The 21,933-nt window shown below is 67.2% G+C and carries 23 protein-coding genes and 1 riboswitch; of the genes, 11 read left to right on the forward strand and 12 right to left on the reverse strand.

The window, feature by feature from the left end; genetic code table 11:
- The first annotated feature begins 27 nt into the window (after positions 1–27).
- Positions 28–291, forward strand: coding sequence for a YkgJ family cysteine cluster protein (locus AC1D09_RS16920; RefSeq protein WP_477662653.1), 264 nt, complete (start codon positions 28–30; stop codon positions 289–291).
- A gap of 16 nt (positions 292–307) precedes the next feature.
- On the opposite strand, the gene AC1D09_RS16925 is transcribed toward AC1D09_RS16920, so the two are convergent.
- Entirely contained in the window at positions 308–1,021 is a 714-nt protein-coding gene (locus AC1D09_RS16925) for a Crp/Fnr family transcriptional regulator (protein ID WP_477662654.1), read from the reverse strand.
- Between the two features lie 94 nt (positions 1,022–1,115).
- On the opposite strand from AC1D09_RS16925, the gene AC1D09_RS16930 reads away from it, so the two are divergent.
- A complete protein-coding gene (locus AC1D09_RS16930) occupies positions 1,116–1,886 on the forward strand; it encodes a class II aldolase/adducin family protein (protein WP_477662655.1) in 771 nt (256 codons plus the stop codon).
- A complete protein-coding gene (locus tag AC1D09_RS16935) occupies positions 1,883–2,767 on the forward strand; it encodes a bile acid:sodium symporter family protein (protein WP_477662656.1) in 885 nt (294 codons plus the stop codon). The genes AC1D09_RS16930 and AC1D09_RS16935 overlap by 4 nt, the downstream gene beginning before the upstream one ends.
- Here AC1D09_RS16935 and AC1D09_RS16940 read toward each other — a convergent pair.
- The 4 genes from AC1D09_RS16940 to AC1D09_RS16955 all read right to left on the reverse strand — a co-directional run bounded on the left by AC1D09_RS16940 (position 2,764) and on the right by AC1D09_RS16955 (position 5,690).
- Entirely contained in the window at positions 2,764–3,612 is an 849-nt protein-coding gene (locus tag AC1D09_RS16940) for a transglutaminase-like domain-containing protein (RefSeq protein ID WP_477662657.1), read from the reverse strand. The two genes, AC1D09_RS16935 and AC1D09_RS16940, sit on opposite strands and share 4 nt — an antisense overlap.
- A gap of 17 nt (positions 3,613–3,629) precedes the next feature.
- On the reverse strand, positions 3,630–3,941 hold the full coding sequence (locus AC1D09_RS16945) for a hypothetical protein (RefSeq protein ID WP_477662658.1): 312 nt from the start codon (positions 3,939–3,941) through the stop codon (positions 3,630–3,632).
- Entirely contained in the window at positions 3,942–4,127 is a 186-nt protein-coding gene (locus AC1D09_RS16950; protein WP_477662659.1) for a DUF1328 family protein, read from the reverse strand.
- A gap of 228 nt (positions 4,128–4,355) precedes the next feature.
- On the reverse strand, positions 4,356–5,690 hold the full coding sequence (locus AC1D09_RS16955; protein WP_477662660.1) for an AsmA family protein: 1,335 nt from the start codon (positions 5,688–5,690) through the stop codon (positions 4,356–4,358).
- 109 nt (positions 5,691–5,799) lie between these two features.
- Between AC1D09_RS16955 and gstA the strand changes: the two genes are divergently transcribed.
- Both gstA and AC1D09_RS16965 read left to right on the forward strand, forming a co-directional pair.
- Complete coding sequence (gene gstA / locus AC1D09_RS16960) at positions 5,800–6,408, forward strand: glutathione transferase GstA (protein WP_477662661.1); 609 nt, start codon at positions 5,800–5,802, stop codon at positions 6,406–6,408.
- A 204-nt stretch (positions 6,409–6,612) separates the two neighbouring features.
- Positions 6,613–7,719, forward strand: coding sequence for an alkene reductase (locus tag AC1D09_RS16965; RefSeq protein WP_477662662.1), 1,107 nt, complete (start codon positions 6,613–6,615; stop codon positions 7,717–7,719).
- Here the strand turns inward: AC1D09_RS16965 and thiE are convergent.
- The 6 genes from thiE to AC1D09_RS16995 form a co-directional block, all read right to left on the reverse strand.
- Positions 7,716–8,357 carry a thiamine phosphate synthase gene (gene thiE / locus AC1D09_RS16970; RefSeq protein ID WP_477662663.1) on the reverse strand — a complete coding sequence of 214 codons (642 nt, stop codon included), beginning with the start codon at positions 8,355–8,357 and terminating at the stop codon, positions 7,716–7,718. The genes AC1D09_RS16965 and thiE overlap by 4 nt on opposite strands.
- 7 nt (positions 8,358–8,364) lie before the next feature.
- Positions 8,365–9,186 carry a thiazole synthase gene (locus tag AC1D09_RS16975; RefSeq protein WP_477662664.1) on the reverse strand — a complete coding sequence of 274 codons (822 nt, stop codon included), beginning with the start codon at positions 9,184–9,186 and terminating at the stop codon, positions 8,365–8,367.
- Positions 9,187–9,396, reverse strand: a complete 210-nt coding sequence (gene thiS, locus AC1D09_RS16980) for a sulfur carrier protein ThiS (protein ID WP_477662665.1) — start codon at positions 9,394–9,396, stop codon at positions 9,187–9,189.
- 11 nt (positions 9,397–9,407) lie between these two features.
- Entirely contained in the window at positions 9,408–10,460 is a 1,053-nt protein-coding gene (gene thiO, locus AC1D09_RS16985; RefSeq protein WP_477662666.1) for a glycine oxidase ThiO, read from the reverse strand.
- Position 10,461: 1 nt separating this feature from the next.
- Positions 10,462–12,381 (reverse strand): phosphomethylpyrimidine synthase ThiC, encoded by a 1,920-nt coding sequence (thiC, locus tag AC1D09_RS16990; protein ID WP_477662667.1) that lies wholly within the window; start codon positions 12,379–12,381, stop codon positions 10,462–10,464.
- An 81-nt stretch (positions 12,382–12,462) separates the two neighbouring features.
- Positions 12,463–12,582: riboswitch (TPP riboswitch) on the reverse strand.
- Positions 12,583–12,842: 260 nt separating this feature from the next.
- The gene (locus AC1D09_RS16995) at positions 12,843–13,907 is read right to left on the reverse strand and encodes a LacI family DNA-binding transcriptional regulator (protein WP_477662668.1); all 1,065 of its coding nucleotides are present in this window, start codon (positions 13,905–13,907) and stop codon (positions 12,843–12,845) included.
- A gap of 114 nt (positions 13,908–14,021) precedes the next feature.
- Here AC1D09_RS16995 and AC1D09_RS17000 point away from each other — a divergent pair, with 114 nt between their 5' ends.
- From AC1D09_RS17000 to AC1D09_RS17025, 6 genes are all read left to right on the forward strand, one after another.
- On the forward strand, positions 14,022–15,041 hold the full coding sequence (locus AC1D09_RS17000; RefSeq protein ID WP_477662669.1) for a TRAP transporter substrate-binding protein: 1,020 nt from the start codon (positions 14,022–14,024) through the stop codon (positions 15,039–15,041).
- 176 nt (positions 15,042–15,217) lie between these two features.
- Positions 15,218–17,101: a TRAP transporter large permease gene (locus AC1D09_RS17005; protein ID WP_477662670.1), complete on the forward strand. Its 1,884-nt coding sequence runs from the start codon at positions 15,218–15,220 to the stop codon at positions 17,099–17,101.
- Between the two features lie 36 nt (positions 17,102–17,137).
- Complete coding sequence (locus AC1D09_RS17010; protein ID WP_477662671.1) at positions 17,138–17,677, forward strand: VOC family protein; 540 nt, start codon at positions 17,138–17,140, stop codon at positions 17,675–17,677.
- 8 nt (positions 17,678–17,685) lie between these two features.
- Entirely contained in the window at positions 17,686–18,951 is a 1,266-nt protein-coding gene (locus tag AC1D09_RS17015; RefSeq protein WP_477662672.1) for a ribulose-bisphosphate carboxylase large subunit family protein, read from the forward strand.
- A 3-nt stretch (positions 18,952–18,954) separates the two neighbouring features.
- Positions 18,955–20,262, forward strand: coding sequence for a four-carbon acid sugar kinase family protein (locus AC1D09_RS17020; RefSeq protein WP_477701144.1), 1,308 nt, complete (start codon positions 18,955–18,957; stop codon positions 20,260–20,262).
- Between the two features lie 371 nt (positions 20,263–20,633).
- The gene (locus AC1D09_RS17025; RefSeq protein ID WP_477664225.1) at positions 20,634–21,176 is read left to right on the forward strand and encodes a Spy/CpxP family protein refolding chaperone; all 543 of its coding nucleotides are present in this window, start codon (positions 20,634–20,636) and stop codon (positions 21,174–21,176) included.
- 159 nt (positions 21,177–21,335) lie between these two features.
- Here the strand turns inward: AC1D09_RS17025 and AC1D09_RS17030 are convergent, their stop codons facing one another.
- Positions 21,336–21,854, reverse strand: a complete 519-nt coding sequence (locus tag AC1D09_RS17030) for a hypothetical protein (protein ID WP_477664226.1) — start codon at positions 21,852–21,854, stop codon at positions 21,336–21,338.
- Positions 21,855–21,933 lie beyond the last annotated feature (79 nt).

A 21,933-nucleotide genomic window follows, 5' to 3' on the forward strand; every position in this document is an offset into this window, starting at 1 on the left:
CATTCTTCCCAACCGCGAGCCATCCCCATGAACTGCCGCCCCGGCTGCGGCGCCTGCTGCATCGCGCCGTCCATCAGCTCCGCCATCCCCGGCATGCCGCAGGGCAAACCGGCCGGCGTGCGCTGCGTGCAGCTTGATGAGAACAACCGCTGCCTGATCTTCGGCCGGCCCGAGCGGCCCGCCGTCTGCGGCCAGCTCATGGCTTCGGTGGAGATGTGCGGCAGCGATGCGGGCGCCGCCATGCTCTGGCTGGGCCGGCTCGAAAGCGATACACGGCCCGGCCCGCGCTAACCCGCGCTAGCCCAACCTAAGGCGACACATTGCCCAGCGCCTCCAGCCGCGCGGCCGAGACAATCTCTATGCGCCGGTAACGCAGCGCGATCGCGCCCACGGCCACCATGGCCTTGAGCTCCACCGACAGCGTCTGCCGGCTGATGCCCAGCATCATGGCCAGCGCCTCCTGCGACACCGGCACCGCCGGCCTGGCCTTGGGCGCCATGGTGGCGTCGCCGCGCGCCAGCAGCAGCAGGCGGCGCGCCACGCGCGCGCGGGTCGAGCGCAGCGCTGCGTCCTCCACCATGCCGTAGAGCGAGCGCACGCGCGCCGCCAGCAGCCCCGCCACCGCGCGCGCGAAGGGCGCGCCCTCCATCAGCGCGGCAAAAGCGGCCTGCGGCACCACCAGCACCTCGGCCACCGACAGCGCCGTGGCATCGTGGGTGCGCGGCTCACCGTCCATCAGCGAGATCTCGCCAATCCAGTTGCCGGCCTCCAGCACCACCAGGATGGCCTCGCGCCCGTCCTCGCGCAGTGAAGAGATCTTGAGCAGCCCGCCCAGCAAGCCGTAAAAGCCGCCGGGCGCATCCCCCTGGCGAAACAGCATCTCGCCGGGCCGAAGCCGCAGCAGCTCGGCCGAGCCCAGCAGCGCCTGCCTGTCGGCCAGGGGCAGCGCGCCAAACCAGGGGTTGGCCGACATGCGGTCCAGCAAGGAAGAAGGCGAGGCTGTCGCGAGAACGATAGGCATGCGGGCAATTGTCAAATTTTTGACAGTTCGCCGTCAAGCACGGACGTATCGTGCACCTGAGTTCAGTAAAACAATTACCTCGGAGACAAACCCCATGCACATCCCCTCCCTCAAGGAAGTCGTCAGCGCTGAAGAATGGCAATTGCGCTGCGACCTCGCCGCCTGCTACCGCCTGGTCGCGCTCTACGGCTGGAGCGACCTGGTCTTTACCCACATCAGCGCCAAGCTGCCCGAGTCGGTCTCCGGCGCCGGCAACCATCACTTCCTGATCAACCCCTACGGCCTGATGTTCGACGAGATCACGGCCTCCAGCCTGGTCAAGGTCGACGGCCAGTGCAACAAGGTGATTGACTCGCCCTTTCCGGTGAACCCCGCCGGTTTTGTGATCCACAGCGCGGTGCACGAGGCGCGCGCCGATGCCGGCTGCGTGCTGCACACCCACACGCGCGCCGGCGTGGCCGTGAGCGCCCAGCAGTGCGGCGTGCTGCCCATCAGCCAGCAATCGACCTTTGTGCTGGCGTCGCTGGCCTATCACGAGTACGAAGGCGTGGCCTTTCGCGACGAAGAGAAGCCGCGCCTGCAGGCCGACCTCGGCAAGGCCAATTTCCTGATGCTGCGCAACCACGGCCTGCTGGTCGTGGGCAAGACGATTGCCGACGCCTTCCTCAGCATGTACACCTTCGAGAACACCTGCCGCATCCAGCTCGACGCGCAGGCCGGCGGCCCGCTGACCGAGGTCAACCCGCTGATCGTCAAGGGCGTGGCCGAAGCCATGCGCGTGCAGACCGGCGGCATGGGCGGGGCGTTTGTCTGGCCCTCGCTGATCCGCAAGCTCGACAAACTCGATGAAAGCTACAAGTCATGAGCGGCTCCCCCATCGTCGCGCAGCTGCTGGTGGCGGCCCTGGCCCTGGTCATGCTGGGCCTGGGCCTGACGCTCAAGGTCGAGGACTTCACCCGCCTGCTCAAATACCCCAAGGCCGTGTTGGTGGCGCTGGTGCTGCAGGTCATCGTGCTGCCCATCGCCTGCTACGCCATCATCGTGCTGCTCAATGTGCCGCCGCTGTTCGCCGTGGGCCTGATGCTGCTGGCGGCCTCGCCCGGCGGCATTTCGGCCAACCTGTTCAGCCACCTGTTCGGCGGCAACGTCGCGATGAACATCTCGCTGACCGCCATCAACACCCTGCTGTCCATCGTCACCATGCCGCTGATCGCCAACTGGGCCATCAACACCTTCGCCAAAACCGGCCAGGTCGTGCCGCTGCAGTTCGGCAAGGTGGTGGAGGTCATCCTCATCGTGCTGGTGCCGGTGGCCATTGGCATGTGGCTGCGCACCGTCAGGCCCGGCTGGGCCGCGCGCAGCGAGAACCCGACCAAGGTCTTCAGCATCATCGTGCTGGTCGTGGTGGCCGTGGGCGCGGTCGTCAAGGAATGGCAGGCGCTCAGCAGCGGCTTCGCGGCCATAGGCCCGGCCGTGCTGGCCTTCAACCTCGTGAGCCTGCTGGCGGGTTATTACGTGTCGCGGGCGACCGGCCTGGACAAGCCCATTTCCACCGCCATCAGCTACGAGATCGGCATCCACAACGCGACGCTGGCCATCTTCATCGCGCTGGCCGTGCTGAACAACTTCCAGCTGGCCCTGCCGGCGGCCATCTATTCCTTCAGCATGTACCTCACGGCCACGCTGTTCGGGCTGCTGGTGCTCAGGCGAAAGCGCGAGCCGGTGCCCGTGAAGGCGCCGGCCTAGGCGCTCACCACGGTCAGCTGGGGCGGCGCCTGCGAGGCGCCGGGCGGGCGCGGCGGCATGTCGCCCTCCTCCACCGTCAGCTCCTTGCGCGTCATGCGCACGTCGCCGAAGATGGTGGCGAAGGCCACGTCCTTGGCGTCGCGCCCCGTCCCCACGCGCACCAGCCGGTCTATGGGCGCCATGCGCGTCGGGTCGAAAATCACCCAGCGGCCCTCCAGCCAGGCTTCGAACACCGCGTGGAAATCCTCCGGCGGCTCTTCGAAGTGCACATAACCCACGACCAGCCGCGCCGGGATGTTGAGGGCGCGGCACATGGTGATGCCCAGGTGGGCGAAATCGCGGCACACGCCCGCGCGCTGCACAAACACCTCCTGCGCAGAGGTCGTGGAGTCGCTGAAGCCGGGCAGGTAGTTGATCGATTCGTGGATCCAGCTTTCGATGGCACGCACCCGGCCTATGCCGGGCGGCAGCTGGCCGAACAGCTGCTGCGCCGCGCGGCTCATCACGTCGGATTCGCAATAGCGGCTGGGCATCAGGTAGCGCAGCACATCGTCGGGCACGCCGGTCACCGGCGTTTCCTCCAGGTGCAGCGGGACGGGCGCGGGATGCAGTTCCACGCGTGTGCGGTAGTTGACCGAGAGCAGCCCCTTGGGCGCATCCAGGCGTATGAAACGGTTGCCGCTGCGCTCGTCGCAGAAGTTGCGTACCTTCATGCTGGGCGTGATGGTCAGGCGCTCCTCCACCACATGGTGGCCTTCATGGAAAGCCGTCTCGATATTGAACAGGAAGTGCGCGGGGCTGCCGACTTCGTATTCCAGCAGGGATTCGATCAGGGCGGTGTGCATGGCTCAGGCGCGGGCCGTCACAGGCGGGTCCGATGGTCCGGACTGCCGCGGCGCGGCTGGGCAAACCAGTTCTGGCAGGTCACAAACACAATGCGCGCGGCACGCTCCAGCACGTCGGCCGAAGGCTGGGCGCGCCGGCGTGCACGCAGGCGATTGATCAGCAGGAACTCGGCAATGCTGGCCTGGAAAGTGATCTTGCGTTTTGCGACAGCCGGGGGCGCGCTCGCCGGCGCAAGCGGCCCAGACCAGGGATGGAACAGCCGCTGCCGAAAGCGCGACGCCAGCGATGCCGGCGGCGCGGCGGCGCTATCCATTTTTTGTGGCGCCATCTACTTGAGCACCTTGTTCACCGCGCCCACGCCCAGGGCAGCCAGCAGCAGGAAGATGACCGCCAGGATCAGGAACAGCCCGAACAGGATCTTGGCGATGCCGGCGGCGCCCGCCGCCACGCCGCCGAAGCCGAGGGCGCCGGCAATCAGTGAAATCAGCGCAAAAATAATCGCGTACTTGAGCATCTTGGCCTCCTGTGCAAGGTAGGTCGGCCCGGTTTATGCGCGAATCGGCATGCCAGCCGGGGCCGGGACGGCCGCGACAAGGTGCCGCAGCGAATCTTCATGCTAAAAGTGCGCCGGCCCCTGCCCCATCAGCAGCACCCGCCAGGCGCTGTAGGACAAGGGCGCGGCGGCGCCGGCTTGCTATGTTTTTAGCAGCGCAACAGCCCCAAGGCATCGGGGCTGCTGGGCTTACTTGCCAAACAGGCTGCGAAAGCCCTCACCCACGCGATCGCCCAGGTTGGCGCCCGCGCCGGTGCCCACGCCGGGCAGCAGCGCCGTGCCTATGGCCGCACCCAGCAGGGCCGAGCGCGACAGCGTGACCTCGGGGTTGTCCAGGGTGCCGCCCACCGTCAAGGGCACACCCACCGCGCCGCCTATGGCGCTGCCCAGCTTGCTGTCGCCGGCCACGTTCACGCTCACGCGCCCGCTCAGTACCTTGGCCGGCGAGATGGCGACATTGCCGGTCGCGCTCAGCGCGCCCGAACTCGCCACCAGGTTGGTCAGCTGCGCCGACTTGCCCTGGGTGTTGACCTGCCCAGCCAAGGTGTCCAGCGGGGTCTGGCCGCCGCGGCTCAAGCCTATGGTCTTGACCGCCTTGGCCAGGTCCAGGCCGTGGATCACCGCGTCACGCACCGTGAACGTCGTCTGGCTCTGCAGCGCCTCCACCAGCGCGCCCGTGGTCACGGCCCGCGCATGCAGCGTGGTCGAGGCCTCCAGCCGGCCCGTCAGCGATTTGCTGGGCGCGGTCAGTGCCGACACTTCCACATCCCTGGTCTGCAGCTTGCCCTGCAGCGCCAGCTCTTCCCGCGCGGCCGCCGCCGGCACTTTCTTCAGGCCCAGCTTGCCTTCGACCTTGCCGCCGCCCACGTCCACGCGCAAGGCCCATTCGTCGCCTGCGTCGCCGGCCTTGGGCTCCTCGCGCTTCAGGTGGGCTTCCAGGCCCTGCAGGTTGCCCTTGATGAGCTTGAGCGAGACCTTGTCGGGCAGGCCGTCGTCGCCCAGCGCGGCTTCGGCATTCACCGTGGTGCGCGCGCCCGCGGCGCTGATCCAGGTCACCTCGTCCAGCACCGTGCGGCGCGGCAGCCAGTCCATGGAGGCCTGCCCTGGCGGCGCGGAAGGCGCGGCGGCCGCCGCCTGCGCAGGGGTTTTCTTCTTTTGCAGCAGGAGCAGCACCGCGTCTATGCCCTGCTGCGGCAGCACCGCCTTGCGCACCAGCAGGGTCGCCACCGCCAGCTTTCCCGTCAGCAGCGGCTGCCAGCGCGGCCGCACTTCCAGGCGCTCCAGCGTGAGGGGCGGCTTGCTTTTGATGGAAATGCCGCTCAAGGCCACCGCCGGCAGCGGCCAGACGTCCACGGCGACCCGGTCCAGCGCCACCGGCACGCCCAGCGCGGCCGAGGCCTCGCGCTCCACGCGCTGGCGGAAATCATCCGTGCTGACCCAGCGGTGCAGCGTGAAAGCCACCACCGCCAGCAACACCATCAAACCCAAGGCCAGGAACACCAGCCATTTGAAAACTTTTGCCATGCGGCTATTGTGGCGCGCCCATGGCCCGCTCCCGCAGCAAAAATCCGCCGATGCGGCTAGCATCAGGGGCTCTGCAACATTCCCGCCACACCCCAAAGGACGAGACACCATGAAGCTTTATTACTCCCCCGGCGCCTGCTCCCTCTCCCCGCACATCACGCTGCATGAGTCCGGCCTGAAGTTCGAGCACGTGGCGGCGCCCACCAAGACCCACCAGCTCGAAGACGGCACCGACTACTACACCATCAATCCGCTGGGCTATGTACCCCTGCTCGAGCTCGACGACGGCACGCGCATCGCCGAAGGCCCGGCCATCGTGCAGTACATCGCCGACCAGGTGCCCGAGAAAAAACTCGCGCCGGCCAACGGCACGCTGGATCGCTACAAGATGCAGTCCTGGCTGACCTTCATCGGCACCGAACTGCACAAGGGCTTCAGCCCGCTGTTCAACGCCGCCACGCCGGCCGAGTACAAAACCATCGTCATCGACAAGCTGCTGTCGCGCCTGAAGTGGGTCGACGGCCAGCTCGCCGGCAAGCAGTACCTGATGGGCGACAGCTTCAGCGTGGCCGACCCCTATCTTTTCACCGTCACCAACTGGGCGCCGCGCGTGGGCGTGGACATCTCGGGTTTCGCCAACCTGGCGGCCTTCCGTGAGCGCATGGCGGCCCGGCCTGCGGTTCAAGCAGCCATGAAGCACGAAGGCTTGACCAAGTAACACCCCCGTCCAGGCTCACTTCGTGTAGCTTGTTCCCCCCTCAAGGGGGCGGCGCCTGCGGCCCGGCAAAGCCGGTTCCGCGGCCCCTGCTGGTTCTATAGGCGGGGCTCCAAATACCACGGATTTAGCAACCCGTGTTGGGCAAGCCAATCGAAACAGGGCCAAACTGGCCCTGTTTTTATTCAGCCCTTCAGGACCCAAGCCATGCCCACCTTATTCGACTCCAACAAAGCCGGTGACCTCGTCCTCGCCAACCGCATCGTCATGGCGCCGCTCACGCGCAACCGCTCACCCAATGCCGTGCCGCCGGCCATCGCCCGGACCTATTACGCCCAGCGCGCCAGCGCCGGCCTGCTGATCACCGAGGCCACGGCCATCAGCCACCAGGGCCAGGGCTATGCCGACGTGCCGGGCCTCTACGGCAGCGAGCAGCTCGACAGCTGGAAAAAAGTCACCCACGCGGTGCATGAAAAAGGTGGCAAGATCGTCGTGCAGCTGTGGCATGTGGGCCGCGTCTCGCACAACAAGCTGCAACCCAATGGCGGCAAGCCGGTCGCGCCCTCGGCCATCACCGCCAAGACCAAGACCGTGCTGATCGAGGACGGCGTGCCGACTTTTGTCGAAACCTCGGAGCCGCGCGCGCTCGACCTCGGCGAAATCCCCGGCATCGTGCACACCTTCGCGGCGGCGGCGCGCAACGCGGTCGAGACCGCCGGTTTTGACGGCGTGGAAATCCACGGCGCCAACGGCTACCTGCTGGACCAGTTCCTCAAAGACGGCAGCAACCACCGCCGCGACGACTACGGCGGCAGCATCGAAAACCGCGCCCGCCTGCTGCTGGAAGTCACGCGCGCCGTGACCGACGCCGTCGGCGGCGGCCGCACCGGCATACGCCTGTCGCCCGTCACCCCCGCCAACGATGTGCACGACAGCAAGCCCCAGGCCTTGTTTGAATACGTGGTCAAGCAGCTCGCCAGCCTGAACCTGGCCTATGTCCACGTCATCGAAGGCGCCACGGGCGGGCCGCGTGAAATCGACGACCGGCCCTTTGACTACCCGGCGCTCAAGGCCGCCTACCGCAAGGCCGGCGGCAAGGGCGCCTGGATGGTCAACAACGGCTACGACCAGGACCTGGCTGAAAAAGCCGTGGCCGACGGCGCCGACCTCGTGGCTTTCGGCAAGCCCTATATCGCCAACCCCGACCTGGTGGAGCGCCTGCGCGCCAGGGCGCCGCTCAACACGCCCGACAAAAACACCTTTTACGGCGGCGGCGAAAAAGGCTACACCGACTACCCGGCGCTGTCGGCTTAAGTGCCGCGGGCCTGCGCCGCCAGGGCCAGGCCCTGGCGCGCGGCCTCCTTCGGGTCGGCCGCCAGCGTCACCGCGCTGACCACCGCCACGCCATCCACGCCGCAGGCCAGCACGCCCGGCATCAGCGCCAGCGAAATGCCGCCTATGGCCACCACCGGATAGGGCGCGGCATCCTGCGCCCATGACTTCAGGCGCTCCAGGCCCACAGGCTCATAAGGCATGACTTTGAGCGTGGTCGGGTAAATCGGACCTATCGCGAGGTAGGAAGGCTGCACCGCCTTGGCCCGTGCCAGTTCGGCCGGCGTGTGCGTGCTCAGGCCCAGGCGCAGGCCGGCCTTGCGCAGGGCCGCGATGTCGGCCGTGTCCAGGTCTTCCTGGCCCAGGTGCACGCCGTAAGCGCCGGCCTCCAGCGCCAGCGCCCAGTGGTCGTTGATAAAGACCTGTGCGCCCGGCACTTCGCGCCCGGCCGCCACCGCGGTGCGCACCTCCCAGGCGATCTCGTCAACATCGTGGTCCGCCGCCTTGATGCGCAGCTGGATCGTGCGCACACCCCAGCCCAGCAGGCGCCGCACCCAGGCGGCGTCGGGAACGACGGGGTAAAAACCGATGGGGCCGGTGAGGGGCTTAAAGGAATTCATGAGGGCCTCAAGGGGAATGCCAGAAGGGAACACCGACCGTGGGCGTCGAAGCCTGCGCCGCCGCGCGTTCGGGCATGGGTGTGGATTCATATGCGGCGCGGCCTGCCGCCACACCATCGGCAAAAGCGCGCGCCATGCGCACCGGGTCGCCCGCCTGCGCCACCGCGGTGTTCAGCAGCACGGCGTCAAAGCCCAGCTCCATCACCTGCGCGGCATGCGAGGGCCGGCCCAGGCCGGCATCGACCACCAGCACCGCATCGGGCAAACGCCGGCGCATGGTCTCCAGCGCATACGGGTTGAGCGGCCCGCGGCCCGTGCCAATCGGCGCGGCCCAGGGCATCACCGCCGCGCAGCCGGCCGCATGCAGGCGCTGCGCCATCACCAGGTCGTCGGTGGTGTAGGCGAACACCGCAAAGCCTTCTTTCACCAGCGTGGTCGCGGCTTCGAGTGTGGCCACCGTGTCGGGCTGCAGTGTGTAGTCGTCGCCTATGACCTCCAGCTTGATCCAGGGCGTGCCGAAAATCTCGCGCGCCATCTGCGCCAGCGTGACGGCCTCCTCGGCGCTGTGGCAGCCCGCCGTGTTGGGCAGGATGCGGCAACCCATGGCCTGCACACGCTGCCAGAAACTGTTGCCGCCGCCACTCTCGGGCTGCAGCCGGCGCAGGCCCACCGTCAGCACCTCGGTGCCGCTGGCGCGCACCGCGTCGGCCAGCACCTGCGGCGAAGGGTAATGCGAAGTGCCCAGGAAAAAGCGGCTGGACAGCGTGATACCAGCCACGGTCCAGGAGCTGCCGTGGGCGATAGGGGATGACGTGATGGACGTGTCCATTTAACCTCCTGTGATGGGGGTGACGATGTCTATGCGGTCGCCGTTATTCAGGACGCGCTCCGGCCACTGGGGGCGCGGCACAAAACTGTTGTTGATCGCGCAGGCAAACGCGCCTTGCAGCTGGTAGCCACGCGCCAGCAGCAAAGCCTGCAAGGTGGCTGCGTCGGTTTGAATGGTTTCGCCGTTCAGCGAAATGTTCAGTCTTGTCATGCCATCCATTTTCACTGCCCCAACAGTTGATGAACCAGGTCCTCGACCAGCGCCGGCGCGCACAGGTAGCCGTGGCGATACAGGCCGTTGATGTGCCACACGCCATGCCGCTGCGCAATCGTTGGGCGGTGATCATCGAGCGCCGGGCGCAAAGCCGCTGCCAGGCGCAGCACCCGCGCCTCGCCAAAAGCCGGGTGCAGGCTGTGCAGTGCACTGCCCAGCTCCAGCGTGGAGCGCAAGGTCACCGGCCCGGTGTCTTCCGACTCCAGCTCGGTCGCGCCGACCACAAACTGGTGGTTGGGGCGCGGCGCCACATACAGCTGGTAGCGCGGGTGCATCAGGCGCACCGGGCGCTGCAGGCTCACACCATCACATTCGACGGTCAGCACTTCGCCGCGCACACCGCGCAGCTGCGGCCAGCTGCCCTTCGCGCCCACGCCGCGCGCATCGACCGCCACATCCACATCGTAGGTTTGCCCGCCGCATTCAATATGGCCGTCTTTGACCGCATCGACCGCCCGGCCTTCAAGCCAGCTGCCGCCCAGCCGGTCTATCTCGGTCGCCAATGCGGCCATCCACTGGTCGTTGGCCAGCTGGCCCTCGCCGTCCAGCATCAAGCCATGGCCGAAGCGCCCGGCCAGCGCCGGCTCGGCCTGGGCCAGTGCAGCCGCGTCCAGCGTATGCACCTGGGCGCGCGCGGCTTCGGGCAGCTTGTGCAGCAGCAGGCCGGTGAAATGCGCCAGCGAACTCTGGTCGGGCGCATGCGCGACGACCAGCGTGCCCTCGCGCCGGAAATACACCGGCAGGCCCCGATCGGCCAGCTCGCTGATCCACTGCGGCCACAGCTGCATGGAGCGCTGGCCCAGCGCAAACACGGCCTCATCGGACACCGCAAGCTCGGCCAGCGGCGAGAGCATGGCCGCCGCCGTCATGGACGCCGTGGCCAGGTCGCCGCGCGCCCGCGCATCGAACAGGCTCACGCGGCAGCCGGCGCGCAGCAGGCGCCAGGCCAGCGTGCGGCCCGCCAGGCCCGCGCCTGCAATGCCGATGTGCAAACTATTCATTTCAAGAATAAATCTCGCTGCCGCCTTCGCGGAACTCCTTGGCCTTTTCCTCAAAGCCCGTCGCGATCTGCTTGATGGGAATGGTACCGGCGGCTGGCGCCAGCGTCGTCGTGGCCGGATTCAGCCGCGCGAATTCACGCACTTCCTGCGAAATCTTCATCGAGCAGAACTTCGGCCCGCACATGGAGCAGAAATGCGCGACCTTGGCGTTCTCCTTGGGCAGGGTTTCGTCGTGGTAGGCCATGGCCGTGTCAGGGTCGATTGCCAGGCGGAACTGGTCTTCCCAGCGGAACTCGAAACGCGCCTTGGACACCGCGTTGTCCCACATCTGCGCGCCCGGGTAGCCCTTGGCCAGGTCGCCCGCATGCGCGGCGATCTTGTAGGCGATCAGGCCCTGCTTCACGTCGTCGCGGTTCGGCAGGCCCAGGTGCTCCTTGGGCGTCACGTAGCACAGCATGGCCGTGCCGTACCAGCCGATGTTGGCCGCGCCCATGGCCGAAGAAATATGGTCGTAACCGGGCGAGATGTCGGTGATCAGCGGGCCCAGCGTGTAGAACGGCGCCTCGAAGCAGGCTTCGAGCTGCTTGTCGACGTTTTCCTTCACCAGCTGCAGCGGCACATGGCCGGGGCCTTCGATCATCACCTGCACGTCGTGCTTCCAGGCGATCTGCGTGAGCTCGCCCAGGGTGTGCAGCTCGGCAAACTGCGCTTCGTCGTTGGCGTCGGCAATCGAGCCGGGCCGCAGGCCATCGCCCAGCGAGAAGCACACGTCGTAGGCCTTCATGATCTCGCAGATCTCGTCAAAGCGCTCGTACAAAAAGCTTTCCTTGTGGTGCGACAGGCACCACTTGGCCATGATGGAGCCGCCGCGCGAGACGATGCCCGTCAGGCGGTTGGCCGTGAGCGGCACATAGGCCAGGCGCACGCCGGCATGGATGGTGAAGTAGTCCACGCCCTGCTCGGCCTGCTCGATCAGCGTGTCGCGGAAGATTTCCCAGGTCAGGTCCTCGGCCTTGCCGTTGACTTTTTCGAGCGCCTGGTAAATCGGCACCGTGCCGATCGGCACCGGCGAGTTGCGCAAAATCCATTCCCGGGTTTCATGGATGTTCTCGCCGGTCGAGAGGTCCATCACCGTGTCGGCGCCCCAGCGAATCGACCAGACCAGCTTGTCGACTTCTTCCTCGATGCTCGAGGTGACCGCCGAGTTGCCGATGTTGGCGTTGACCTTGATCAGGAAGTTGCGGCCGATGATCATCGGCTCGCTCTCGGGGTGGTTGATGTTGTTGGGGATGACGGCGCGGCCGCGCGCCACTTCGTCACGCACAAATTCGGCGGTGATTTCTTTGGGTATCGAGGCGTTGAAGGAGTGGCCGGCCTTGGGCATGCGCTCGGTCTTCAGGCGCTCGGCCAGCTGCGCGCGCACCAGGTTTTCGCGCACCGCGATGTATTCCATCTCGGGGGTGATGATGCCTTTGCGGGCGTAATGCATTTGCGACACGTTGGCGCCCGCCTTGGCGCGGCGCGGCACGGGCGCATGCGCCATGCGCAGCGCGGCCAGGGCCGGGTCGTTCAGGCGCTGGCGGCCGTAGGCGCTGCTGATGCCGGCCAGGGCCTCGGTGTCTTGGCGCTCGTTGATCCAGGCGCCGCGCAGCGGCGGCAGGCCGCGCGTGATGTCTATGGGCGCAGCCGGGTCGGTGTAAATGCCCGAGGCGTCGTACAGGCGCAGCGGCGGGTTGGCTTCACGGCGCGGCTCGCCGGCGCCCTCGTGCACCAGGGTGTCGGTCAGCGTGACCTCGCGAAACGGCACGCGGATGTCGGGGCGCGAGCCCTCAAGGTAAATCTTCGCCGAGCCGGGAAAGGGCGCGCGCGTAATGCGCCCCGTGAGGTCTTGGGTGTCAACGGTGAGTCGGGTTTTGGCCATGTGGTTCTCCAGGAGGTGGGGTGCCTGCTGGGGAGCCGGAGGGTCCTTGCGCGGCCTCTGGGGGTGCCGCTACGGAATACCGGAGCCAATTGCGTTGTTCCCTACGCGGGGATGACCCCGATCAGGTTCAGCGGGTCTCGCATACTGCGATCTCAGCCTCGACATTCTTTTCAGAAAATCTTGGCACCCCGACAAGCTGTGGCCATTGTAGGCACCCCCAGGCCGCATGGCAAATAAACAAGGTCACAAGTCGTCCAAGCCCGTGGGGGCCGCGGAACTGGCTTTGCCAGGCCGCAGGCGCCGTCCCCTGCAAGGGGAAAAGGCATTACACGAAGTGAATGCCGATAGGGGTGTGCCAATCCACCAGTGGGGGCCGCGGTCCGGCTCCGCCGGCCGCAAGGCGCCCGTCCCCTGCAAGGGGAAAGGGCACTACACGAAGTGAGTGCCGATAGGGGTGTGCATTACGGGAGGTTTTCCCTGAATATCACCTGGCTACGCACCGCGTCTACCCCGCTCATCACATCCCGCCCATCGCGCAAATTGGTGAACATGCGCACGCAGCTCATCATGGCCGACTGCGGGCTTTGGGTGATCACCGCGTCCATGCTGCCATCTATCAGCATCGCGCGCGTGTCCGGCGTGAGGCCGTGGCCTATAAAAACCACCTTGTGCTCGCGGCCCGTTTCCTTGAGCGCGCGCGCCACGCCGTCGGACGCGCCGCCTATGTTGTAGATGCCGGCCAGGTCCGGGTATTGCTCCAGCAGCGTGCGCGTCTGTTCGTAATTTTTCTGCGCATCGTCGTGCCCCTCGCGCAGGCCCACCACCTGCAGTGTCGGAAACATCTCCTCGATCACATGCAGGAAGCCGGCCTCGCGCTCCTCATGCGCGCGGTAGCTCAGCGAACCGGCGATCAGCGCCACCTTGCCGCCGCGCGCGCCGGGCGCGATGAAGCGGCCCAGCAGGTAGCCTGCGGTGCGCCCGGCCGCCCGGTTGTCCAGGCCCACATAACCGGCGCGCTGCGAGCCCGAGAGGTCCGAGATCAGCGTGATGGTGGGCACGCCTTTTTCGGCCAGTTCACTGACGGCCTCGCGCACCGCCGGATGCTCCAGCGCCATGAAGGCAATGCCCTCGCTGCGCTTGCCCTGCTGCAAGAGGCTGGCGGCCAGCTGCTGCGGGTTAAAGCTTTCAAACAGCTCGGTGCGGCACTTCACGTTAAAGGGCGTCAGGTGCTCCTGCGAATAACCCACCGTGTCGCCCAGCATGCGGATAAAGCGGTTGCTGCCGTCGGGCAGCAAAAAGGTCAGGCGCATGGGCGGCGCCGCCAGCGCGGCATACAGCCCCGTCTCCGGCAGGTAGTCCATCTCGGCCGCGGCCTTGAGCACTTTTTGCGCGGTGGCCCCGCGCACGCCGGGGCGCTGGTTCAACACCCGGTCTACAGTGGCGGTGGAAACGCCGGCGGCCCGCGCAATGTCCACCACGCGTGCCCGCTGCTGCGGTACCTGCAACCCATCAGGGATAACCCTCATACATCAAATTCCATCATTTTTCTCGTTTGACGCTTCAACACCATGAACCTATCGTTGCGCTGCTTTCGCCCGATGATGCATCAAAACGCATCAAAACAAAACTGGAGACAAACCATGACCGAAGTCACCCGCCGCAGCGTGCTGCGTACCCTGTCCGCCGTTCCCGCCGCCGGCATCGCCGCCGCCCTGCCCTCCATGGCACGCGCCGCCGAGTTCTCCTACAAGTACGGCAACAACCTGCCCGTCACCCACCCGCTCAACATCCGCGCCCAGCAGGCTGCCGACCGCATCCTCAAGGAAACCAACGGCCGCGTCGAGATCAAGATCTTCCCGAACAACCAGCTGGGCGGCGACACCGACATGCTGGCCCAGGTGCGCTCGGGCGGCATCGAGTTCTTCACGCCCTCGGCGCTGGTCATCGCCACGCTGGTCCCGGTGGCCGCCATCAATGCCGTGGGTTTTGCCTTCAGCGACTACAACCAGGTCTGGGGCGCCATGGATGGCAAGCTGGGCGCCCACGTGCGCGAAGCCATCAGCAAGTCGCGCCTCTACGCGTTTGAAAAAATGTGGGACAACGGTTTCCGCCAGACCACCAGCAGCAAGGCGCCGGTGACCACCGCCAAGGACATGGACGGCCTGAAGATACGCGTGCCGGTGAGCCCGCTGTCGATCTCCATGTTCAAGGGCCTGGGCGCCGCGCCCGCCAGCCTGCAGTTCAGCGAGGTCTACTCTTCGCTGCAGACCAAGATCGTCGACGCGCAGGAAAACCCGCTGCCCATCATCCAGGTCGCCAAGCTGTATGAAGTGCAGAAATTCTGCTCGCTGACCAACCACATCTGGGACGGCTACTGGTTCATCGCCAACGGCCGCGCCTGGGACAAGCTGCCCGCCGACCTGAAGACCATCGTGGCCCGCGCCATCAACGAAGCCGGCCTGCAGCAGCGCGAAGACATCAAGAAGCTCAACGAAACCGTGGTCACCGACCTGCAGTCCAAGGGCCTGGCCATCAACCGCCCCACCTCGGACAGCTTCCGCGCCAAGCTGCGCGAAGCCGGTTTTTATTCCGAGTGGAAAGAGCGGTTTGGGGCCGAGGCCTGGGGGCTGTTGGAACAATCGGTGGGCAAGCTCGCCTAAAGAGCTTCCCCTTTCTTACTCCCTCCCCCACTGGGGGAGGGCAGGGGTGGGGGCCTGCGGCGCTTGAGTCCGCACCTGGCTAAGGCCGGCAGCCCCCATCCCCACCTTCCCCCAGCGGGGGAAGGAGCAAGACCAGCAGCCTCAGTTCTCTCGCTTTCCTTTCGGAGTTTGACCCCATGTCCCACGCCTCCCCCCAAGCGCCAGCCGATGCCCCACCCGCCAACCCGCTGAGCGGCCTCGCGCACAAGGCGGACCGCGGCCTGGGCTATGTGGTGGAAACCATCGCCGCCGCCCTGGTGCTGGCCGAAATCTTTGTGCTGTTTGCCGGCGTGGTGTCACGTTATGTCTTTCATTCGCCGCTGGTCTGGTCGGACGAGCTGGCCTCCATCATGTTTTTGTGGCTGTCCATGCTGGGCGCGGTGGTCGCGCTGCGCCGCGGCGAGCACATGCGCATGACGGCCCTGGTCAACAACGTCAAGCCGCACACCCGCGCGCTGCTGGACACCATCGCGATCACCGCGTCCATCGCCTTCCTGGTGCTGGTGATCTACCCAGCCTCGGAATACGCCTATGAAGAAAGCTTCATCGTCACCGCCGCGATGGAAGTCAACAATGCCTGGCGCGCCTCGGCCATTCCCATCGGCATGGCGCTCATGGTCATCGTCGCCGTGCTGCGCCTCTTACGCATCAGCACCTTCAAGCAGACGGCCATTGCGCTGGCAGGCACGGCTGGTGTGGTCGCCCTGTTCTGGTTCGCGCAACCGCTGCTGCAGCCGCTGGGCAAGCTCAACCTGATCCTGTTTTTTGTCGTCGTCGTGGCCGGCACCGTGCTGTCGGGCGTGCCCATCGCCTTCTCCTTCGCGCTGGCCACCTTCGGCTACCTGGCGCTCACCACTTCCACGCCGCTGCTGGTCATGGTAGGCCGCATGGACGAAGGCATGTCGCACATGATCCTGCTGGCGGTGCCGCTCTTCATCTTCCTGGGCGCGCTGATCGAGATGACCGGCATGGCCAAGGCCATGATCCAGTTCCTGGCCAGCCTGCTGGGCCACGTGCGCGGCGGCCTCAGTTATGTGCTGATAGGCGCGATGTACCTGGTCTCGGGCATATCGGGCTCCAAGATCGCCGACATGGCGGCGATTGCGCCCGTGCTGTTTCCCGAAATGAAAAAGCGCGGCGCCAAGCCCGGCGACCTGGTGGCCCTGCTGTCGGCCACCGGCGCGCAGACCGAAACCATTCCGCCCTCCATCGTGCTCATCACCATAGGCTCGGTCACCGGTGTATCGATTGCCGCGCTGTTCACCGGCGGCCTGCTGCCGGCCGTGGTGCTGGGCGCGGCCCTGTGCGCCGTCGTGTGGTGGCGCTACCGCCATGAAGACCTGAGCGGCGTCGCGCGCCACAGCAAGCGTGAAATCGGCAAGCTGCTGCTGGTCGCCCTGCCCGCCATCATCCTGCCCTTTGTGATTCGCGCCGCGGTGGTCGAGGGCGTGGCCACGGCCACCGAAGTGTCGACCATAGGCATCGTCTACTCGGTGCTGGCCGGGCTCTTCCTGTACCGCCAGTTCCCGTGGCGGCGCCTCATGCCCATGCTGATCGAGACCGCCTCGCTGACCGGCGCCATCATGTTCATCATCGGCTGCGCCACCGCCATGGCCTGGGGCCTCACGCAGTCGGGCTTCTCGCAGGACCTGGCGCGCGTCATGGGCAGCCTGCCCGGCGGCGCCTACGGTTTCCTCGCGGTGTCCATCGTCGCCTTCGTCGTCCTGGGCAGCGTGCTCGAGGGCATTCCCGCCATCGTGCTGTTCGGCCCCCTGCTGTTTCCCATCGCCCGCATGGTCGGCGTGCACGACGTGCACTACGCCATGGTCGTGATCTTCGCCATGGGCATAGGCCTGTTCGCGCCGCCCTTCGGCGTCGGCTACTACGGTGCCTGCGCGGTCAGCAAAGTCGACCCCGACGAAGGCATTCCCTACATCTGGGCTTACATGGGCGCGCTGCTCATAGGCCTGGCCCTGGTGGCGGCCGTGCCCTGGTTCTCCACCGGTTTCCTCAAAACCTGAACCCCACTTCCTCCCCTTTCACTGGAGCAAAACAACATGAGCAAATTTTTTGGCGAGATCCGCCAGCTGGGCTACGTCGTGCCCGACATCGAGGCCGCGATGGACTACTGGAGCAAAACCCTGGGCGTGGGCCCCTGGTTTTACAACCCCAAGGTGCCCATCAAAAACTACCGCTACAACGGTGAATCGCACGAACCGCACAACTCGGTTGCGCTGGCCAACTCGGGCTTTGTGCAGGTCGAGCTGATCCAGACGCGCAACGACGTGCCTTCCATGTACCGCGACTTCCTGCGCGCCGGCCGCACCGGCCTGCAGCACGTCGCCTACTGGACCAGCGACTACGACGCCGACCTGGCGCGCCTGCTCAGGCAAGGCTTCAAACCCGTCATGAGCGGCGAGGTCGGCGAAAAGGGCCGCTTCATCTACTTCGACACCGAATACCACCCCGGCACCGTGATCGAGCTGTCCGAAGTCGCCGGCCCCAAGGGCAAGATGTTCGACCTGATACGCGCCTCGAGCGAAGGCTGGGACGGCAGCGAGCCGGTGCGGCCCTTTCCTGACCTGAGCAAACTCTGAGCCCCGCGATGCAAGCCGACCGCTTTGAGGCCACCTACCTGATCGAAACCCCGTTGGCGCCCGCGCAGGTCGCCGAAGTCATGGCGGGCGAACAGTCCTGCGGCACCTTCACGCGCGTCGAAGGCGAAACCGACGAGCTGCGCCGGCGCGCGCGCGCCACCGTCGAGCAGATCGATGAACTCGAGGCGGTCAACGCGCCCAGCCTGCCCAATGCCTTGCTGGAACGCAAGGGCCACACGGGCCCCTGGCGCCGCGCACGTGTGCGCATCTCCTTTCCGGTCGCCAATGTGGGCGCCAACCTGCCGACCCTGGCCGCCACCGTGTCGGGCAATCTCTACGACCTCGGCGAGGCCAGCGGCCTGCGCCTGGAAAGCCTCAAGCTGCCCGCCGGCTACCGCGCCTTCTTCGACATGCCGCGTGTCGGCATCGACGGCACGCGCAAGGCCACGGGCGTGGCCACGGGCGCGCTGGTCGGCACCATCATCAAGCCCAATGTCGGCTTCAGCGCGGCGCAGACCGCCGAGCTCGTGGCGCGCCTGTGCGCCGCCGGTGTGGACTTCATCAAGGACGACGAGGTCTGCGCCAACCCCACTCATGCGCCGCTGGGCGAACGCGTGCCGGCCGTGATGGCCGTGGTGCGCGAACACCAGCAGCGCACCGGCAAACACGTCATGGTGGCCTTCAACATCACCGACGAAACCGACGCGATGAAGCGCCACGCCGACCTGGTCGAGCGCGAAGGCGGCAGCTGCGTCATGGCCAGCCTCAACTGGTGCGGCCATTCGGGCATGCAGACCTTGCGCCGCCACACTGGCCTGGCCATCCACGGCCACCGCAACGGCTACGGCGCGCTGTCGCGGCACCCGCTGCTGGGCATGTCCTTCCAGGCCTACCAGACGCTGTGGCGCCTGGCCGGCGTCGACCACATGCATGTGCACGGCCTGCAAGGCAAGTTCTCGCAGGCCGATGAGGAAGTGATCGAGTCCGCGCAGGACTGCTACACGCCGCTGACCGAAGCCTTCGACGACCGCGTCATGCCGGCCTTCTCGTCGGGCCAATGGGCCGGCACCGTGCCCGCCACCTGGGCCGCCGTCAAAAGCGACGACCTGCTGTTCATGTCCGGCGGCGGCATACTCGCGCACCCGGGCGGCCCCGCGGCCGGCGTGGCCAGCATTCGCCAGGCCTGGGAAGCCGCGCGCGCCGGCGTGGCGCTGGCCGACCACGCGCGCGGCGCGCCGGAACTCGCGGCGGCGCTGGCTTTCTTCGGCAAATAAACGATGGCCGCTGACGAGGGCTCATTGAAGATCGCCTACTACGGCGACGACTTTACGGGCGCCACCGACACCCTGGCCACGGCCGCGCGCGCCGGCCTGCGCAGCCTGCTGTTCCTGGGCCTGCCCACGGACGCGCAACTCGAACGCGCCGGCCCGCTGGACTGCCTGGGCATTGCTGGCGCCGCACGCGCCATGAGCCCCGATGAAATGCGCACCGAGCTCGAACCCGTGGGCCGCCTGTTCGCGCGCCTGGGCGCGCCCGTCATGCACTACAAGACCTGCTCGACCTTTGACAGCGCCCCCGAAGTCGGCAGCATAGGCGCGGCCATCCGCATACTGCGGCCGCACGCCGGCAATCCCTTTGTGCCCATCGTCGGCGGCCAGCCCAACCTCAGGCGCTACTGCGTGTTCGGCAACCTGTTCGCCGGCGCCGGCGCGTCCATGCACCGGCTCGACCGCCACCCGACCATGAGCCGGCACCCCATCACACCCATGCACGAGGCCGACCTGCGGCGCCACCTGGCCGCGCAGGGCCTGGCGCAGGTCGCCGGCATGGACTATCCCGACTACGCGCAGGACGCCCAGGCGCTGGACCGCCAGCTGGCCGGCTTGCTGGCCCGCGAGCCCGACGCGGTGCTGCTGGACGTCGCCCATGAAGGCCACCTGGCCAGCGTGGGCCGGCTGATCTGGCAACGGGCGCAACAGCAGCGCCTGCTCGCCGCGGGGCCCAGCAGCGTGGTGCAGGCCCTGGCCGCGCACTGGCGGCAGGCAGGCACCGAAGCGGCGCCGCCCCGCATCGCCGCGGCGACAGGCCCGGTGCTGGTGCTGGCCGGGAGCCTGTCGCCCGTGACGGCGCGCCAGGTCCAGGGCGCAAGCTCCTACCGGCAGGTCGCGCTCGACGCCGCCCGCCTCGGCAGCGACACGGCCTACGCACAGCAGATGTCCGGGCAGGTCACGGCGCTGCTGGCCCAGGGCCGCCATGTGCTGGCCTGCACCTCGGCGCCGGGGCTTGCGCCCGTCGGCACCGTGGACGGCCGCGCGCTGGCCCAGGCCAGCGGCGCCCTGCTCGCGCGCGTGCTGCAGTCCGTGCCCCTGCGCCGCCTGGGCATTGCCGGCGGCGACACCTCCAGCCTGGCGGTGCAGGCGCTCAAGGCCTGGGGCCTGTCCTATGCCGCCCAGCTCGCGCCCGGCGTGGCCCTGTGCCGCCTGCACAGCGACGAGACCGCGCTTGACGGCCTGGAGATCATGCTCAAAGGCGGGCAAATGGGCGGCGACGATCTGTTTGAAACCCTGCTGCACGGCACGACCTGACGCCAGCAGGGAGGCGCAGCCCGGCTTGACCAAGCAGGGGCCGCGGAACTGGCTTTGCCAGGCCGCAGGCGCCGTCCCCCGCAAGGGGAAAAGGCATTACACGAAGTGAATGCCGATAGGGGTGTGCCAATCCACCAGCGGGGGCCGCGATCCGGCTTTGCCGGCCGCAAGGCGCCGTCCCCTGCAAGGGGAAAAGGCACTACACGAAGTGAGTGCCGATAGGGGTGAGCTTTTTCCCAAAACTTTACAAACCCTCATCGCTCGGGCAACGGCGGGGATACAGACGGGCGCCACACTTGCCTTCAACCTGAAGCCGAGCCGCATGTCGCGGCCGCGGATTTCAGGCACCTTCTCTTCGAAAGGAAGTCCCCATGAAATTCGCATTCAAGCCCTCCGCTTCCCTCAACAGCCTCGTCCTGGCCGGCTTGCTGGCAACAGCGGGCGCCGGCGCCATGGCACAAACACCTCCCGCCCCCCCGGCCGGATCGCCGCCTCCCGCTGGCGCGCACGGCGAACGCATGGGCCGCCATGACCCCGCCAAGATGCAGGCCATGATCGCCAAGCACCAGGCCGAACTCAAGGCCAAGCTCAAGCTCACGCCGGCCCAGGAAGGCGCATGGACCAGCTACACGGCCGCCATGCAGCCGCCCGCACGCGGCCCCCGCCCCACGGCCGAGCAGCGCGCCGAGTTCGACAAGCTGACCACGCCCCAGCGTATCGACAAGATGAAAGAAATGCGCACCCAGCACATGGCCGAGATGAACGCCGCCATGGACAAGCGCGGCGAAGCCACCAAAGCCTTTTACGCCGTGCTGAGCCCCGAGCAGCAAAAAACCTTTGATGCCGAGCACAAAAAACACGGCCCGCGCGGCGGCCACCGCGAGCACGGCGGCCCCGCCCCGCAAAAAGGCTAAGCCAGCGCCTTCGCCAAGCCCGCACGGCAAACCGGTGCGGGCTTTTTTGTGCGCCTGGTCATGAACAGGCAGCAAAAAGCCGGGCCGCGGGACATGCCCGCGCCCGGCCTTGCAAGGTCAATGGCGCCGGCCGCGAACGGCCGGCCCAGGCTTCTGCTTTTAGTGGGCGCCGCCGCTGACGGCCGCGCCACCCTGGACACTGCCCTGCACGCCGCCCTGGAGGCTGCCCACGCCGCTGCTCACGCCGTTGTAGGTGCGCTTGGCGCCGCTCTTCACGGCGCTGCCCGTGCGGGCCACGGCCCGGCCGGTGGCGCGTGCGCTGTCGTCCACAGCGCCCGTGGCCCGGCTGCTCAGGTCGCCGGCACCCTGGGCGGCACCTGAAACATTGGCACCCAGCCCTGCGCCCACACGGCCGGCAGTTGCGCCGGAGCCGCTGTCGCCACCGCCGCCCGCATTCGCGCGGGTGGAAGCATCAATATTGGCGTTCTGGCCGGCATTGACACCCAGGTTCACGCCCAGGCCGGCGTCGCCGCTGGTCCGGTTGCCACTCAGGCCCGCGCCAGCGCCCACACCCACGCCGACACCCAGGCTTTGCGCAAAAGCGCCGGGTGCGGCCAGCGCGGCCGCCAGGGTCAGCGCCACGGCGCCGGGAATCGAACGAATCAAGAACTTGGACATTTCAGTCTCCTTCAAAAACGATGGGCTTGCTCAACATGGCAACCCACCCGGCAGGGCCGCCCGGGGCCGTGGATCAGCA

It is taken from the genome of Polaromonas sp. P1_A2 (genome assembly GCF_056406895.1).

Bases quoted from the DNA above. Each gene is read 5' to 3' on its own strand.
- AC1D09_RS16920 (WP_477662653.1), top strand. From the start codon at position 28: ATGAACTGCCGCCCCGGCTGCGGCGCCTGCTGCATCGCGCCGTCCATC.
- AC1D09_RS16925 (WP_477662654.1), bottom strand. From the start codon at position 1,021: ATGCCTATCGTTCTCGCGACAGCCTCGCCTTCTTCCTTGCTGGACCGC.
- AC1D09_RS16930 (WP_477662655.1), top strand. From the start codon at position 1,116: ATGCACATCCCCTCCCTCAAGGAAGTCGTCAGCGCTGAAGAATGGCAA.
- AC1D09_RS16935 (WP_477662656.1), top strand. From the start codon at position 1,883: ATGAGCGGCTCCCCCATCGTCGCGCAGCTGCTGGTGGCGGCCCTGGCC.
- AC1D09_RS16940 (WP_477662657.1), bottom strand. From the start codon at position 3,612: ATGCACACCGCCCTGATCGAATCCCTGCTGGAATACGAAGTCGGCAGC.
- AC1D09_RS16945 (WP_477662658.1), bottom strand. From the start codon at position 3,941: ATGGCGCCACAAAAAATGGATAGCGCCGCCGCGCCGCCGGCATCGCTG.
- AC1D09_RS16950 (WP_477662659.1), bottom strand. From the start codon at position 4,127: ATGCTCAAGTACGCGATTATTTTTGCGCTGATTTCACTGATTGCCGGC.
- AC1D09_RS16955 (WP_477662660.1), bottom strand. From the start codon at position 5,690: ATGGCAAAAGTTTTCAAATGGCTGGTGTTCCTGGCCTTGGGTTTGATG.
- gstA (WP_477662661.1), top strand. From the start codon at position 5,800: ATGAAGCTTTATTACTCCCCCGGCGCCTGCTCCCTCTCCCCGCACATC.
- AC1D09_RS16965 (WP_477662662.1), top strand. From the start codon at position 6,613: ATGCCCACCTTATTCGACTCCAACAAAGCCGGTGACCTCGTCCTCGCC.
- thiE (WP_477662663.1), bottom strand. From the start codon at position 8,357: ATGAATTCCTTTAAGCCCCTCACCGGCCCCATCGGTTTTTACCCCGTC.
- AC1D09_RS16975 (WP_477662664.1), bottom strand. From the start codon at position 9,186: ATGGACACGTCCATCACGTCATCCCCTATCGCCCACGGCAGCTCCTGG.
- thiS (WP_477662665.1), bottom strand. From the start codon at position 9,396: ATGACAAGACTGAACATTTCGCTGAACGGCGAAACCATTCAAACCGAC.
- thiO (WP_477662666.1), bottom strand. From the start codon at position 10,460: ATGAATAGTTTGCACATCGGCATTGCAGGCGCGGGCCTGGCGGGCCGC.
- thiC (WP_477662667.1), bottom strand. From the start codon at position 12,381: ATGGCCAAAACCCGACTCACCGTTGACACCCAAGACCTCACGGGGCGC.
- AC1D09_RS16995 (WP_477662668.1), bottom strand. From the start codon at position 13,907: ATGAGGGTTATCCCTGATGGGTTGCAGGTACCGCAGCAGCGGGCACGC.
- AC1D09_RS17000 (WP_477662669.1), top strand. From the start codon at position 14,022: ATGACCGAAGTCACCCGCCGCAGCGTGCTGCGTACCCTGTCCGCCGTT.
- AC1D09_RS17005 (WP_477662670.1), top strand. From the start codon at position 15,218: ATGTCCCACGCCTCCCCCCAAGCGCCAGCCGATGCCCCACCCGCCAAC.
- AC1D09_RS17010 (WP_477662671.1), top strand. From the start codon at position 17,138: ATGAGCAAATTTTTTGGCGAGATCCGCCAGCTGGGCTACGTCGTGCCC.
- AC1D09_RS17015 (WP_477662672.1), top strand. From the start codon at position 17,686: ATGCAAGCCGACCGCTTTGAGGCCACCTACCTGATCGAAACCCCGTTG.
- AC1D09_RS17020 (WP_477701144.1), top strand. From the start codon at position 18,955: ATGGCCGCTGACGAGGGCTCATTGAAGATCGCCTACTACGGCGACGAC.
- AC1D09_RS17025 (WP_477664225.1), top strand. From the start codon at position 20,634: ATGAAATTCGCATTCAAGCCCTCCGCTTCCCTCAACAGCCTCGTCCTG.
- AC1D09_RS17030 (WP_477664226.1), bottom strand. From the start codon at position 21,854: ATGTCCAAGTTCTTGATTCGTTCGATTCCCGGCGCCGTGGCGCTGACC.